The following is a 16,097-nucleotide window of genomic DNA, read 5'->3' as shown; positions in this document are numbered from 1 at the left end:
CTTGTCCAAGCATTTGTTGCCGCACAATCAAAGCCTTCAATCATCGAAAAGCAATAAAGAATTAACCATGTCCGTTTACCGTTCATCTACCACGTTGCAACGGTTTGAAGACAATATGCTTTTTGCCAAATCCCCACCCGGCGGATCATCACCCTTTGCCCTCAGGCTGAAAAGCCTGTTGCTTGCAAGTGTGGTGCTGGCATTTGGCCATTTGACAGCTTTTTCGCAAGATATTCAGCTACGGGGCGATGTTGATGAAGACGTGCTTTCCGCGACTTCACCGGACCGCCTCACCATTCGCAACGAAAATCAGCCTAATTCAAGCGGCGATACGTCGGGTGAATTCGCAGATGATTCCTATACGCCTCCAGCAGAAAGCACAGCACCAACGCAGCCAGCGGAACCAATACTGGCTTCTGATGAAGAGCCGCGACGGTTTTTGTCGACTGACAATATGCCAGTTGGTGCCGTCACAATTGAGGAGCAGGACGAAACAGGCCGTGCGCGTCGGGAGAACTTGCCCGCCATTCCCGAACAGGGCCGCAGAATTATGCCAGATGCTGATCCATTTGCACCAATTGGCATTCGCACTGGCTCATTCATTCTGCGCCCATCGCTTGAGCAGGGTATCCGCGCCACCACTAATGGCGATAACAGTTCGACCGGTTCCAGCGCCATTCTCTCGGAAACAACCTTGCGGCTTAATGCACAATCCGATTGGTCACGCCATCAGGCGAGGATTGACGCCGCAGGCACGCTCAGTAAGTCAATTTCGGGTGAAGACGTATCGGAACCGCGCGTTGATATTCAGGGCAATTTGCGCTTTGATATGAGCAATCAGACAACAATTAACGCAGGCGCGGGCTATCGTCTGCGCCGTGAAAGTGCATCAAGCCCCAATGGTGTGACAGACGCGCTTAAGCGACCTCTGGTGCACACGATGCATGGAAGCCTCGGTATCGAACGCGATACAGGATTGCTTTTTAGTCGTGCGACAGGCCGTGTAACATATGACACCTATGGCGATGCGGAACTGGCTTCCGGCGGCAATGTCAGTCAGAAAGATCGCAACAACACCTATGCCAGCATTACGTTGCGCAGCGGTTTTGCAATTTCACCTGCACTCAAACCGTTTGCAGAAGTTGAACTCGGCAAGCGCATCTTCGACGAACGTATAGACAGCAACGGTTATGAACGCAGTGGCTCACAATTTGCGCTGCGTGGCGGCTTGATGTTTGACCGCGGTGAAAAATTCAACGGCGAATTCTCCGCAGGCTATATGCACGCCAATAGCGACGATTCACGTCTTGGTAGCATCAGCGGGCCATCACTTGCAGCAAACATCAACTGGTCACCGCTGCGCGGGACCGATGTGAATTTCTTCGCACAAACCATGGTCGATACATCGACAACGCCCGGCGTTGCCGGTGCGCTTCTGCATTTTGCAAGCCTTGAAGTCACCCGGCGCGTGCGTTCCGATCTAAGCCTCAGCGGCAAGCTCGACCTTAACGTCCGCGACAACAAGGATGGCACCGGCACCGATTATACCATCGGAGCACAGATCGGCGCGACATACTGGATCAACCGCTTTGTCGGATTGGATACACGCCTGCGTCACGAGTTTCAAACGAGCCAGGTTGCAGACCGCGAATACCGCGCCAACAGCATCTATGTCGGTATGAAAGTTCAGCGATAGGGTAGTCACGTCTTATCTATTCAAAAAAAGCCACCCTCATTTCTGAAGGCGGCTTTTTTTGCTTACAACCAGAGATTATTCTGGCTTGATCGTCTTGAGCAGATCAGCAATCGAGACTTCAACCGTCGGACGAATATCCTGACGCCAAAGGGCAAAAGCCACATTCGCTTCAATAAAGCCTGACTTCGAACCGCAATCAAAGGTCCGGCCATGATAATCGAAGCCGAAGAATTTTTGAGCATCAGCCAGCTTAAGCATGGCATCGGTCAACTGGATTTCGTTGCCAGCGCCCTTTTCCTGCCTGGATAGCAGCTCGAAAATTTCCGGCTGAAGAATATAGCGACCATTGATGTAAAGATTGGACGGTGCAGTTCCCTTTGCAGGTTTTTCAACCATCTGGTTGATTTCAAAGCCATTGCCGATTGCATTGCCCTTACCGACGATGCCGTATTTGTGCGCTTCCTCAGGGTCGCATTCCTGAACCGCAATCACATTGCCGCCGGTCTGCTCATAAAGCTCCACCATTTCCTTGAGGCAGCCCTTCTTCGACTGCATGACCATATCTGGCAGAAGCAATGCAAAGGGCTCATCGCCAACCAGTTCGCGTGCGCACCAGACCGCGTGACCAAGGCCGAGCGGCACCTGCTGACGGGTGAAGCTCGTTGTGCCGGGCTGCGGCTGCAAAGCCTGCATATGCTCAAGCTCAGCCTTTTTGCCGCGTTCGGCCAAAGTGGCATAAAGCTCAACTTGCGCATCGAAATAATCTTCGATGACAGCCTTGTTGCGTCCTGTGACGAAAATCAGATGTTCGATACCAGCTTCACGAGCCTCGTCGACCACATATTGAATGACGGGTTTATCAACAACCGTCAGCATTTCCTTTGGGATCGACTTGGTTGCCGGCAGAAAACGGGTACCGAGACCGGCGACGGGGAAAACTGCCTTGCGGATTTTACGGATCGAACTCATTCGTCTCCTCGAGATGTTACGAATATTGTAAAGTCTTGAAACCACTGCATTTCAAATAGGGCGCTTTCATTAAGGAATGACAAAATTCTGTCTTTTTCCTTATCACATTCGATGACCTGACCTTAATGTTACTTGATGCGAATGTTTCACACAATTTCAGGCATTTTTTTCGAAAACTCTGCGATGGTAAACCAAATACTAACCTGATGCCTATAATTTTACAGGCTCATAAGGGTCGGCCCCAAATTCAACACTGGATAGTATTACAAACTTAATGCAATCTAATGAAACAGGCCCGGCATGAAAGGCAACTTGTCGTTCAACACGACAAAAACATGATTGCAGAAGGGAAACACAGAATGCTGCGATTTCCATTCACTCTGGGACGAGGAATGCGCGCCAGAATTACAGCAACCGTTGCGGTGGCAATGCTTGCATCTGGCTTGACGACCACCGGCGCATTTGCTGATGCCAAGTTTAAAAGCTGGGTTTCCAGTTTCCGCACCACAGCTATCCAGAATGGCGTAACTCCATCCACGTTTGACCGCGCGTTCAGGGGCGTCAATGCGCCGGACCCGGAAGTATTGCGCAAGGCCCGTTTTCAGCCAGAATTCAACGATCCGGTCTGGAATTACATCGACAACCGCGTCAATGAACAGTCGGTTTCGGTCGGACAGAGCATGTCGCGCAAATGGGGTCCATGGCTTCAGCGTATTGAGCAGCGCTTCTCAGTAGAGCGTAATATCCTGCTGGCTATCTGGTCGATGGAAAGCAATTACGGCGAGATCCTCAAGCGTGAAGATGTGATGATGGATACGATCCGCTCACTCGCCACCTTGGCTTATGCTGATCAGCGCCGTGCCAAATTTGGCCGCACGCAGTTGATTGCCGCGATGAAAATCCTCCAGACCGGCGATATTGATCGTGGTCACCTGACCGGCTCATGGGCCGGGGCTATGGGACATACACAGTTTATCCCAACCAGCTATCAGGCCTATGCAGTCGATATGGACGGCAATGGCAAGCGCGACATCTGGAACTCTGTTCCTGACGCGCTGGGCACTGCCGCTAATCTTCTGCATCGCAATGGCTGGCAGCCCGGCCGCACATGGGGCTACGAAGTCACATTGCCTGCCGGGCGCAAATTCCCCTCCGGTTCAATTTCAGCCGCTGAGTGGCAGAAGCTCGGCGTGGTTCGCGCCAATGGTCGTCCTTTCCCGGATGCAAATGAAAAAGTGACTTTGAAGGTCCTTGATGGACGCGAAGGGCCAGCCTTTTTGATGGCCAAGAATTTCTTTGTCATCAAGCGCTACAACAATGCCGATAAATATGCGCTGGCCGTTGGCCTGCTCGCAGATCGTATCGGCGGTTATCAGGGTCTGCGTCAGGACTGGAACCGTCCGTTCACACCGATCACGATGAACGAGCGTGAGGAATTGCAGTCACATCTCAAAGCGCTCGGCTATTATGACGGCACAATTGACGGCAAGATCGGCTCTGTCTCGCGCAAGGCGATTGAAGCATTCCAGCAGCGCAATGGCTTGCAGCCAGACGGGCATCCAAGCAAGGAAGTGCTCTCAGTCCTGCGTCGTCGTTGAGCAATATTGAACAGAAGGGGCGCGCATTTCTTGTGCGCTTCTTTTTCTTTTTCGCACAAAGCGCTAATACTCGCGCCGAAAGAAAGCGAAACAGATGCAGATAAGCCAGTTTATGCGCCAGGCACATATCATAGCGGCAGCGATGCTTGTCGCTTTCGCCATGATGCTTATAGCCGTTTCATCTGCATCGGCGCAGGAGCGTCCGCGAACAATATTTGATTTGCTGTTTGGCCAGAAACAGGCGCAACCGCAGCGCCAATATGAGCAGCCAAAGCCGCAGCGTGCCCGTCCTGCAAAACCAAAGCGAGCACCAAAAGCTACAACACCAGCTGCCCGTGCTGTTCCCACCGCCGCACCCCGACCTGAAATTAACTTTGTCGAGAAGAAGCCCGATGCGAAGAAAATATTGGTCGTCGGTGATTTTATAGGCAATGGATTGGCAGAAGGGCTGGACGTGGCCTATGCATCCAATCCCGACATGCGAATTACCAGCCGTATCAATGGCTCATCTGGCTTTGTGCGCGATGACCATTTTGACTGGCCAGCCAATATCGGCAAAATTCTGGATGAAGAAAAACCAGCAGCCGTGGTGGTGATGATCGGCTCCAATGACCGACAGGCAATTACCAGCAAAGGGCAAAGCCTTGCAGCGCGTTCACCCGAATGGACGGCTGAATATCAACAGCGAGTCTCACAGTTCACGAAGGAAATCACGGATAAGAATTATCCAGTGATCTGGGTCGGCCAACCACCCTTTCGTCCGCGCGGCATGTCGCAGGATATGCTGGCATTGAACGAAATCTACCGCACCACATCCGAAAGAGCTGGCGGTAAATTCGTCGATGTATGGGAGGGGTTTGTCGATGAGGACGGAAATTTCAGCCAAACAGGCTTTGACATCAACGGTCAGACCGCCCGTCTTCGCGCCAATGACGGCATCAACACAACATCGGCAGGCAAACGCAAGCTGGCATTTTACGCCGAAAAGCCGCTAAACGCCTTGTTTGGCGATAATCGCGATAGCGAGCAATTGCTACCTACCGCCACAAAGCAAGATCCTGCAAAGCCGATAGACCGGATAGCTCCGGTCAGCCTGCGCGATATTTATAGCGACAACAGTGGTATTTTGCTGGGTGGAGCGCTGAAATCTCGTAAGGGTGACAATATAAAACGCTATCACGATCACAAGCCTACTCCCGGACGGGCAGATGATTTTTCCTGGTCTGCGAAAAGCTTAAACCCCTGAATAGTAAGATTATTTTCAAGAAAACAGACTGCAATATTAGACAAAAGCCGTGATATTTGCGGCTTTTCTTATTCTAAATGCTATATTTCACAGAGTTCACATTTCAGAATTCCTCGTCTATCAGGGTCACGCGCAGCCCGAAGGGCATTTGGCGCAGGCAGCCGCATTGCATAAGAGGCATATGAATGAACATTGCATCAAAGCCTCCCGTTGAAAACAACGGGGAGCAGGAACCCCATCTTGCACGCAATCTAACCAATCGACATCTCCAGCTGATCGCCATTGGCGGCGCTATAGGCACCGGCCTTTTTATGGGATCGGGCAAGACAATCTCGCTCGCGGGGCCGTCTATCCTGCTGGTCTATGCGATCATTGGCTTCATGCTGTTCTTCGTGATGCGTGCACTGGGTGAAATCCTTCTGTCCAATCTCGAATATCGCTCTTTTGCTGATTTCGCAGGCGACTATCTCGGCCCTTGGGCGCAGTTCTTCACCGGCTGGACTTATTGGCTCTGCTGGATTGTGACCGGCATTGCCGATGTAGTGGCAGTTTCTGGCTATATGTCATTCTGGTATCCTGATCTCGCACTGTGGATTCCAGCACTTGGCTTGATCGGGGTCTTGCTCCTATTGAACCTGCCGAACGTTCGCAACTTCGGTGAAATTGAGTTCTGGTTCGCGCTTATCAAGATCGTTGCCATTGTCGCACTTATCCTGGCTGGCGCTTATATGCTGATTACCGGCTTCGCTCTGCCAAACGGCACTCAGGCATCGGTCACGCATCTATGGGCCAATGGTGGATTTTTCCCGAACGGGTTTTTCGGCTTTGTGGCTGGCTTCCAGATTGCAGTTTTTGCTTTCGTGGGTATCGAGCTGGTCGGTACCGCTGCCGCCGAAACAGAAAATCCAATGCGCAATCTGCCAAAGGCGATCAATTCGATTCCGATCCGCGTTGTACTTTTCTATGTCGGTGCACTTTTTGTCATTATCACGGTTATTCCGTGGGATCAGGTTGACCCGGGTTCAAGCCCATTTGTTGCTATGTTCTCGCTGGCCGGTCTTGGCATTGCGGCGCATGTGGTGAACTTCGTCGTGCTGACCTCTGCAACATCGAGCGCCAATTCCGGCATCTACTCGACCTCGCGCATGATCTATGGTCTGGCCACCTCGCGTCTGGCACCGCAAACGTTAGGCAAACTGAACAGCCGTAAAGTGCCAGTAAATGCGCTGTTCTTCTCCTGTATCTTCCTGCTTGCAGGCGTTGTGCTGCTTTATGCAGGCGATAGCATCATTGAAGTTTTCACAATCGTCACGACAATTTCAGCACTGTTGTTCATCTTCATCTGGTCGATTATTCTCGCATCTTACCTTCAGTATCGCCGCAAGCGTCCTGATCTGCATAAAAAATCGACCTTCAAGCTACCCGGAGGACGCGCTTCCGTTGTCATGGTCTTTGCCTTCTTCGCCTTCATTCTATGGGCATTGGCACAGCAGCCAGATACGGCTGTCGCGCTGAAAGTGACACCTGTTTGGTTCGCATTTCTTGGAATTGTCTATCTGGCAATTCGCAAGAAACGCCAGCAGAGCTAAAACAAAAAATAAAGCCCGGCTTCGAGCCGGGCTTTTTAATTCTCTAGCCTTAGAGCTGTTGAGATTTCGGAGCTGGAGCATCGAAAATTGTGGGGTTTGATAACCGGCGCGCAGCGTACTTAAAGGTACGTGAGCAACGGAAGCGAGAAACACGCCATTTGCAGATCGCCAGAGCCGAAATAACACATCTCTAACGTGGTAGGACAGACGATCCCATGAGATCAGCATCGATTGCATGGGCTGCCTGACGACCTTCACGAATTGCCCAGACGACCAGCGATTGACCGCGACGCACATCGCCTGCCGCATAGAGCTTGTCGACATTGGTGCGATAATCACGATCATTGGCCTTGACTGACGTTCCGCCGCGACGATCCGTTGCGATCTCGAGCTTGTCCGTCATTTCATGCAACACACTGTTTTCTGCGGGACCAGAAAAGCCAATAGCGATGAAAGCGAGATCAGCCTTGATAAAGAACTCGGAGCCAGCAATCGGCTTACGCTGATCATCAACCTGACAGCACTTCACATGCGTGAGCTTGCCGTCTTCGCCGATAAACTCAAGCGTTGCGACCTGAAACTCGCGATTAGCGCCTTCAGCCTGACTGGAAGACGTGCGCATCTTGGTAGCCCAATAAGGCCAGACGCTCAGCTTGTCTTCTCTTTCAGGCGGCTGTGGGCGAATATCGAGCTGGGTCACATTAACAGCGCCCTGACGGAAGGCCGTGCCCACGCAGTCAGAAGCCGTATCACCACCACCGACAACGACGATATGCTTGCCACCGGCAAGGATCGGGGCTTCGTGCCATGCAACGGATTCAATGTTTTCGCGGCCAACACGACGGTTCTGCTGAACGAGGTAAGGCATCGCATCATGCACGCCTTCAAGGTCCGCACCCGGAATGCCAGCAGGACGCGGCTTTTCAGAGCCCCCCGAATAAAGCACGGCATCATAGGTATCGAGCAGACCGCGCAGCGGCTTGTCGACGCCGATATTGACCCCACAAAGGAAACGAACGCCCTCGCCTTCCATCTGCGTAACACGACGGTCGATCAGGTGCTTTTCCATCTTGAAGTCAGGAATACCATAACGTAGCAGACCGCCGGGACGGCTTTCGCGCTCGTAAACATCAACCATGTGACCAGCGCGTGCGAGTTGCTGTGCAGCAGCAAGACCTGCAGGACCGGAACCAATGATCGCGACCGACTTGCCGGTTTTCTGTGCCGACGGCTGCGGAACAATATAACCTAACTCATAGGCCTTATCGCCAAGTGCCTGTTCAACAGTCTTGATTGCAACAGGTGTATCTTCAAGGTTGAGCGTGCAAGCTTCCTCGCAAGGAGCCGGGCAAATACGCCCAGTAAACTCCGGGAAGTTGTTGGTCAGATGCAGGTTTCGGATCGCCTGATCCCAGTTGTTGTTATAGACGAGATCGTTCCAGTCGGGGATCTGATTGTTCACCGGGCAACCAGTGTCACCGTGGCAGAACGGAATGCCGCAGTCCATGCAGCGTGCCGCCTGCTTCTGCACTTCACCATCCGTCATCGGCAGAGTGAATTCGCGGAAGTGACGAATGCGATCCGATGCTGGCTGGTACTTCGCTACCTGCCGGTCGATCTCAAGAAAACCAGTAACCTTACCCATTGTTCTATGCTCCTATCACAGTGCCGTGCGCCATTTCAGGCGCACAAGCACCGCGTTATGATATTCATTTACTCAGCTGCGACACCGATCTGCATGCGCTCCATCTCTTCCAGAGCACGGCGATATTCGACCGGCATGACCTTCACGAATTTCGGGCGATAGCTTTCCCAATTGTCGAGAATGTCCTTGGCACGCGTAGAGCCGGTGTAATGCAGATGGTTGGCAATCAGCTGCACCAAACGTTCTTCGTCGTGGCGCGTCATGTTTGCCGATACATCCACACGGCCCTTGTGCATCAGGTCGCCGCCGTGATGGTGCAGCTTTTCGAGGATGTCATCCTCTTCCGGCACCGGTTCCAGCTCGACCATCGCCATGTTGCAGCGCTGTGCAAAGTCACCGACTTCATCAAGCACATAGGCAACACCGCCCGACATGCCGGCTGCAAAGTTCCGGCCCGTCTGACCGATAACGACAACCACGCCACCCGTCATATATTCGCAGCCGTGATCACCCACGCCTTCGACAACAGTCACGGCACCAGAGTTACGCACGGCGAATCGCTCGCCTGCCACACCGCGGAAATAGCACTCGCCTTCAAGCGCACCGTAGAGCACGGTATTGCCTGCGATGATCGAATTTTCCGCAACAATACGCGTGTCTTCTGGCGGACGTATGACAATGCGGCCACCCGAAAGACCCTTGCCGATATAGTCGTTGCCATCGCCGATCAGCTCAAACGAGACACCGCGTGCAAGGAAAGCACCAAAGGACTGGCCAGCCGTACCGCGCAGGGTGACAGCAATGGTGTCATCCGGCAGACCCTTGTGACGGAAACGCTTGGCCACTTCGCCCGAAAGCATCGCACCTGCTGAACGGTCGACGTTCTTGATGTCGACATTGATTTTCACCGGCGTCTTGTTTTCCAACGCAGGCATGGCTTCAGCAATCAGCGTGCGATCGAGAACATCTTCAATCGGATGATGCTGACGCTCTGTCCAGAAGATTTCGTGCTTCTCGGCTACCGGCTTGTAGAAGATACGGCTGAAATCGAGACCCTTCGACTTCCAATGATCAATCATGCTCTGCTTTTCGAGCAACTGCGTTTCACCAATGATCTGCTCAAGCTTGGTGAAGCCCATGGCTGCCAGCAATGCGCGCACTTCTTCTGCCAGATAGAAGAAGAAGTTGATGACATGCTCAGGCGTACCCTTGAAGCGCTTTCGCAAAACCGGGTCCTGTGTGGCAACGCCAACAGGACAGGTATTGAGATGACACTTACGCATCATGATGCAGCCAGCAGCGATCAACGGAGCAGTCGAGAAACCGAACTCGTCGGCACCGAGCAGCGCACCGATAATCACGTCGCGACCAGTACGAAGACCGCCATCGACCTGCAATGCGATACGCGAACGAAGACCGTTCAGCACCAGTGTCTGGTGAGTTTCGGCAAGGCCGATTTCCCACGGCGAACCGGCATGCTTGAGCGACGTCAGCGGAGACGCACCTGTTCCGCCATCATAGCCTGACACGGTAATATGGTCAGCGCGCGCTTTGGCAACACCAGCCGCAACTGTACCAACACCCACTTCCGACACCAGTTTGACCGAAATATCAGCCGCCGGATTGACGTTTTTCAGATCATAGATCAGCTGTGCCAGATCTTCGATTGAATAAATGTCGTGATGCGGCGGAGGCGAAATCAGACCAACGCCCGGCGTCGAGTGACGTGTCTTGGCGATGGTCGCATCGACCTTATGTCCCGGCAGCTGACCACCCTCACCCGGCTTTGCGCCCTGCGCAACCTTGATCTGGATGAGATCGGAGTTGACCAGATATTCGGTTGTTACACCAAAACGACCCGATGCCACCTGCTTGATCGCAGAACGCTCAGGGTTTGGCGTACCATCCGGCAGCGGATAGAAACGATCCGGCTCCTCACCGCCCTCACCCGTGTTCGACTTGCCGCCAATGGCGTTCATCGCACGTGCAAGCGTGGTGTGGGCTTCACGCGAGATCGAGCCAAAGGACATGGCGCCCGTCGAGAAGCGCTTGACGATATCGGTTGCGGACTCAACCTCGTCAATCGAAACCGGCTTGCGTCCGCTTGCTTCCGCAAAACGAATATCGAACAGACCACGAATGGTCTTTGCCTGCGCTGACTTCGAGTCAAGCATCGACGTATATTCGGTGAACGTGTCCGGGTTGGACGTGCGAACAGCGTGCTGCAATTTTGCAACTGCGTCTGGCGACCACAAATGTGCTTCGCCGCGCATACGGTAAGCATATTCGCCACCAACTTCGAGCGCCGTCAACAGAACCGGGTCGTTGCCGAATGCGTCGGTATGACGACGCACGGTTTCTTCCGCAATCTGCTCCAGTCCAACGCCTTCAATGCTCGTTGCCGTGCCGAAGAAGAACTGATCGACAAAGCTTGTCTGCAAGCCGACAGCGTCAAAAATCTGCGCGCCGCAATAGGACTGATAGGTCGAAATGCCCATCTTGGACATGACTTTGAGGATGCCCTTACCAATCGACTTGATGTAGCGCTTGACCAGCTCATCGGCATCGACTTCCGGCGGGAACTCGCGGCGGCGATGCATGTCGAGCAGCGTATCAAATGCAAGATATGGGTTGATTGCTTCCGCACCATAGCCTGCAAGGCAGGCAAAATGATGCACTTCGCGCGGTTCGCCCGATTCAACCACCAGACCGACCGATGTACGCTGACCCTTGCGGATCAGGTGATGGTGAACCGCAGCTGTTGCCAGCAGCGCCGGGATCGGAATGCGATCCGGGCCGACCTGACGATCCGACAGAATGACAATGTTATAACCGCCGTGAACGGCAGCCTCCGCACGGTCGCACAGGCGCTCAATTGCACCCTGCATACCGGCCGCGCCCTCACCAACATTGTAGGTGATATCGAGCGTCTTGGTATCGAAACGATCTTCCGTATGACCAATCGAGCGGATCTTTTCCAGATCGCCATTGGTCAGGATCGGCTGGCGCACTTCCAGACGCTTGCGGCGCGAGGTGCCAACAAGGTCAAAAATATTCGGGCGCGGTCCGATGAAGGAAACAAGGCTCATCACCAGTTCTTCACGGATCGGATCAATCGGCGGATTGGTGACCTGTGCAAAGTTCTGCTTGAAATAGGTATAAAGCAGCTTCGACTTGTCGGACATGGCCGAAATCGGCGTATCAGTCCCCATCGAGCCGATGGCTTCCTGACCTGTCGTGGCCATGGGCGACATCAGAAGCCTTGTGTCTTCCTGGCTGTAACCAAACGATTGCTGACGGTCGAGCAGGCTCACATCCTTGCGCAGCGCGCGTGGTTCGACCGGGTTCAGGTCTTCCAGAATGAGCTGTGTGTTGGCAAGCCACTGCTTGTAAGGATGCTTCTGTGCGATCTGTGACTTGATTTCCTCATCCGAAACGATGCGGCCTTCTTCCATATCGATCAGCAGCATGCGTCCCGGCTGAAGACGCCACTTCTTGATGATTTTCTTTTCATCAACCGGCAGAACACCAGCCTCAGAAGCGAGAATCACAAAGTCATCATCGGTCACGATATAACGTGCAGGGCGCAGACCATTACGGTCCAGCGTTGCGCCAATCTGGCGACCATCGGTGAAGGCAACAGCCGCAGGACCATCCCATGGCTCCATGAGGGCTGCATGATATTCGTAGAACGCGCGGCGTTCGTCCGACATCAGCTTGTTGCCCGACCATGCTTCGGGGATCAGCATCATCATGGCATGCGCAAGGCTATAGCCACCCTGATGCAGGAATTCGAGCGCATTATCGAAGCAGGCCGTGTCCGACTGACCTTCGTAAGAAATCGGCCAGAGCTTGGAAATGTCGTTACCAAACAACTCCGAATCCACCGATGCCTGACGTGCAGCCATCCAGTTAACATTGCCGCGCAGCGTGTTGATTTCGCCATTATGCGCAACCATGCGATAGGGATGCGCCAGACGCCATGATGGAAAAGTGTTAGTCGAAAAGCGCTGGTGAACGAGCGCCACAGCACTTTCAAAACGTGGGTCTTTCAGGTCGTTGTAATAGCTGCCGACCTGATAGGCCAGGAACATGCCCTTATACACAACGGTGCGCGCCGACATGGAGACGATATAGAAGCCCTTATCGTCGCCTTCATTTTCCTGATAAATACGGTTCGAAATGACCTTGCGCAGCACGAACAGGCGGCGCTCAAAATCATCGTCGGTTTCAATCGTCGCGCTGCGACCGATGAAAACCTGAACATGGAAAGGTTCGGTTGCAGCAATGTCCGGTGCCTTTGACAGCGATGCATTATCAACCGGCACCTCACGGAAACCGATGAAAGTCTGGCCTTCGGCGACAATCACTTCCTTGACGACTTCTTCAATATGCGCGCGCAGCTCAGCATCGCGCGGCATAAAGAGATAGCCCACGGCATAATGGTTCTGTTCTGGCAGGTCTATGCCCTGACGCGCCATTTCCTCCCGGAAAAACCGGTCTGGAATCTGCACCAGAATGCCTGCGCCATCGCCCATCAGAGGATCGGCACCAACCGCACCACGATGGGTGAGGTTTTCAAGCATCTTCAGACCGCTTTCGACGACCTGATGCGACTTTTGGCCCTTCATATGCGCGATGAAGCCAACGCCGCAGGCGTCGCGTTCGTTGCGCGGATCATAGAGGCCTTGGGCGGGGGGAGTACCCGCCGAAGTTCGCGTTTTTCGATTTACTATGGTGGAATTGGTCGCAGCTTTGACCGTTCCGTTCTGACCGTTGTGTAAATCCACATGCGATACAGATGGCGTCAAATGCGGCATCGTCATTCCCTCCAATAAGCGCGCAACCCTGCGCGCGATACGATAATGAACCGGAACGGCTATTCGTTCCGCAACTGATTTCGAGGCGTATCTCATCCGAAAACCGCTTCACGCTTTTCGGCATACGCTTTATTCCACCGCGCATCTTATCCGAAAACCGGTTCCCACTTTTCGGCATACGCTTTATTCCACCGCGCATCTTATCCGAAAACCGGTTCCCACTTTTCGGGATGCGCTTTGATCTAGATGTGTGGGAGCCTTGTCGAAAAGGCGTTGGACGACGTTCCGTAGGCGCACAGTTAAAACCGTCGCGGGGAATATTGTTTAAGCGCCTTAGTCTTTCAGGCTCGACAAGCGACCTCGGCCCACCGTGATGGCACCAAACTCCCCTGTCTCATTAAGCGCCGCTTTCTGCCGGGTTGTCCCAATCTGTGCGACACTCTCTTTCAACGACTGGCAAAACTTGACAATCGCAGTGATGAATTGGACAGCAAGAGTGAATTAGTCAGCATTGCTGTCCTAATTACGTATGACAGAATTCAAATTCGCTCACAAGATGGAAACATGATTTTTTTGAGCATATTGCGAAATAAAGTGTCGCACAAATATGCATAAGCAACATTTAGTTGCGTAAAGCACCAATTGCGTCAGTTTGGCACGGCACAAGTCTGGCAGCAGAAGCCTTAAAAAGTGACAGCAACTGCCCGTTTTTTAACGCATAGAGGTCTTACGCCTGCAACGCGTTGCGTCTATAGACCTATCATCAAACACCATAACGCGAGCGGAGAACAACGTGCATTTTGCTTCCGACAACTGGGCCGGTGCCCATCCGAAGATCGCTGAAAGCCTTTCGCTGCATGCCGATGGTTTTGCTGCCGCCTATGGCGCAAGCGAAATCGACAAGCGTGTGGAACAGCGATTCAACGAGTTGTTCGAGCGTGAAGTTGCCGTCTTCTTCGTCGGTACGGGTACTGCGGCCAATTCGCTCGCACTTGCCAGCGTAAACCGCCCCGGCGGTGTGTCGCTTGTACATCGCGAAGCGCATGTGATTGAAGATGAGTGCGGCGCGCCGGAATATTTTACCGGCGGTGCACGTCTGCATCCGATTGATGGCGCCATGGGCCGTATCGACCCTGAATTGCTCAAGCGCGAACTCAAGCGTTTCAATCCGGCTTTCGTCCATGCCGGTCAGCCAATGGCCGTCAGCATCACACAGGCAACAGAAGTCGGCACGCTTTATCAGCCGGAGCACATTTCCACCATTGCCGAGATTTGCCGTGGCGCGGGCTTGCCTTTGCACATGGATGGTGCACGTTTCGCCAATGCACTCGTATCGCTCGACATGACGCCTGCGGAAATGACCTGGAAACAGGGCGTTGACATTGTTTCCTTCGGCGGCACCAAGAACGGCTGCTGGTGTGCGGAAGCATTGGTCTTCATGGATCCGTCAACTGCCAAAGACCTACCGTTCATTCGCAAGCGCGCAGCTCAACTTTTCTCGAAGACCCGATTCATCGCAGCGCAGTTTGACGCCTATCTCACCGACAATCTGTGGATTGATCTGGCGAATCATTCCAATGCGCTTTCTGCACGTCTTGCCCGCCATATCGATGCATCAAGCCAGATGCGCCTTGCATGGAAACCGGAAGCCAATGAGGTTTTCGCGATCATGAAGCAGTCGGTCTATGATCGCCTGCGCGATGCGGGCGTGATCTTCTATGACTGGAACCCACCGCATTCCGAAGTCAATCGTATCAGCGAAGGCGAGATTTTCGCACGCTTCGTCACAAGCTTTGCCAATACGGAAGATGAAGTCGACCAGTTTGGTAAGCTCATAGCTTAAAGCATGTCTCCCAAAAGTGGGAGCCGGTTTTGGGATGAATACATGCCTACGAAGCCAAAAAAGCGGCGCAAAATGCGCCGCTTTTTTTTACTAGCTGTGCAAATTAGTGGGCGGTCTTCGCCTCAATCTGCTGACCATCACTTGCCGAAGATTTGCTGACTTCGATTTTGCGCGGTTTCATCTGTTCAGGGATTTCGCGCTTGAGATCGATGTGAAGCAAACCGTTTTTAAGGCTGGCACCGGCAACTTCGACGAAGTCTGCAAGCTGGAAGCGACGCTCGAAAGCACGCGAAGCAATGCCGCGATAAAGCACTTCACCTGTTTCAGAAGCATCATCTTCGGCCTTTTGACCTTTGACGGTCAACTGATTGCGGTGCGCTTCAATCTCGATTTCACCTTCCGAAAAGCCTGCAACAGCCATGGTGATGCGATAGGCGTTCTCACCGGTCCGCTCGATATTGTAAGGCGGATAGGACTGCGAACCTTCTGGCGATGCAAGTGTATCAAGCATTGAGGAGAAGAGACGGTCGAAACCAACGGTGGAACGATAGAGTGGGGAAAAATCAACGTGACGCATGTGTAAGCCCTCCTTAAGAGCGACAAGAATGCATAATACTGGCGGCAGAACTCCCATTCTGGCGAATTCTCTGGTGCCGGCGGCCCCGTTATCGGCAACCGCAAAACGTAATTG

At 53.1% G+C, this 16,097-nt stretch carries 9 protein-coding genes; 5 read left to right on the top strand and 4 right to left on the bottom strand.

All coding sequences use genetic code 11. From position 1 onward, the window contains the following. Positions 1–115 precede the first annotated feature (115 nt). A complete protein-coding gene (locus tag CEV31_RS20685; RefSeq protein ID WP_094510143.1) occupies positions 116–1,696 on the top strand; it encodes an outer membrane beta-barrel protein in 1,581 nt (526 codons plus the stop codon). A 75-nt stretch (positions 1,697–1,771) separates the two neighbouring features. On the opposite strand, the gene galU is transcribed toward CEV31_RS20685, so the two are convergent. Next, positions 1,772–2,665: a UTP--glucose-1-phosphate uridylyltransferase GalU gene (gene galU / locus CEV31_RS20680; protein ID WP_210190973.1), complete on the bottom strand. Its 894-nt coding sequence runs from the start codon at positions 2,663–2,665 to the stop codon at positions 1,772–1,774. A gap of 359 nt (positions 2,666–3,024) precedes the next feature. On the opposite strand from galU, the gene CEV31_RS20675 reads away from it, so the two are divergent. The 3 genes from CEV31_RS20675 (at position 3,025) to CEV31_RS20665 (ending at position 7,098) form a co-directional block, all read left to right on the top strand. Next, positions 3,025–4,263, top strand: coding sequence for a lytic murein transglycosylase (locus CEV31_RS20675; protein WP_094510139.1), 1,239 nt, complete (start codon positions 3,025–3,027; stop codon positions 4,261–4,263). A gap of 94 nt (positions 4,264–4,357) precedes the next feature. Then, complete coding sequence (locus tag CEV31_RS20670) at positions 4,358–5,509, top strand: DUF459 domain-containing protein (RefSeq protein WP_094510108.1); 1,152 nt, start codon at positions 4,358–4,360, stop codon at positions 5,507–5,509. Between the two features lie 185 nt (positions 5,510–5,694). Next, entirely contained in the window at positions 5,695–7,098 is a 1,404-nt protein-coding gene (locus CEV31_RS20665; RefSeq protein ID WP_094510107.1) for an amino acid permease, read from the top strand. Positions 7,099–7,288: 190 nt separating this feature from the next. On the opposite strand, the gene CEV31_RS20660 is transcribed toward CEV31_RS20665, so the two are convergent. Further along, positions 7,289–8,743, bottom strand: coding sequence for a glutamate synthase subunit beta (locus CEV31_RS20660; RefSeq protein WP_094510105.1), 1,455 nt, complete (start codon positions 8,741–8,743; stop codon positions 7,289–7,291). Between the two features lie 68 nt (positions 8,744–8,811). Continuing rightward, entirely contained in the window at positions 8,812–13,563 is a 4,752-nt protein-coding gene (gene gltB / locus CEV31_RS20655; protein WP_094510138.1) for a glutamate synthase large subunit, read from the bottom strand. A gap of 793 nt (positions 13,564–14,356) precedes the next feature. Between gltB and CEV31_RS20650 the strand changes: the two genes are divergently transcribed. Further along, entirely contained in the window at positions 14,357–15,406 is a 1,050-nt protein-coding gene (locus tag CEV31_RS20650; RefSeq protein ID WP_094510104.1) for a threonine aldolase family protein, read from the top strand. A 103-nt stretch (positions 15,407–15,509) separates the two neighbouring features. On the opposite strand, the gene CEV31_RS20645 is transcribed toward CEV31_RS20650, so the two are convergent. Then, positions 15,510–15,983 (bottom strand): Hsp20 family protein, encoded by a 474-nt coding sequence (locus CEV31_RS20645; protein WP_094510103.1) that lies wholly within the window; start codon positions 15,981–15,983, stop codon positions 15,510–15,512. Positions 15,984–16,097: the final 114 nt, after the last annotated feature.

It is taken from the genome of Brucella thiophenivorans (genome assembly GCF_002252445.1).
Classification (GTDB): domain Bacteria; phylum Pseudomonadota; class Alphaproteobacteria; order Rhizobiales; family Rhizobiaceae; genus Brucella; species Brucella thiophenivorans.
The sequence above is the reverse complement of the archived record's forward strand: the minus strand, read 5'-3'. Positions and strand labels throughout refer to the sequence as shown.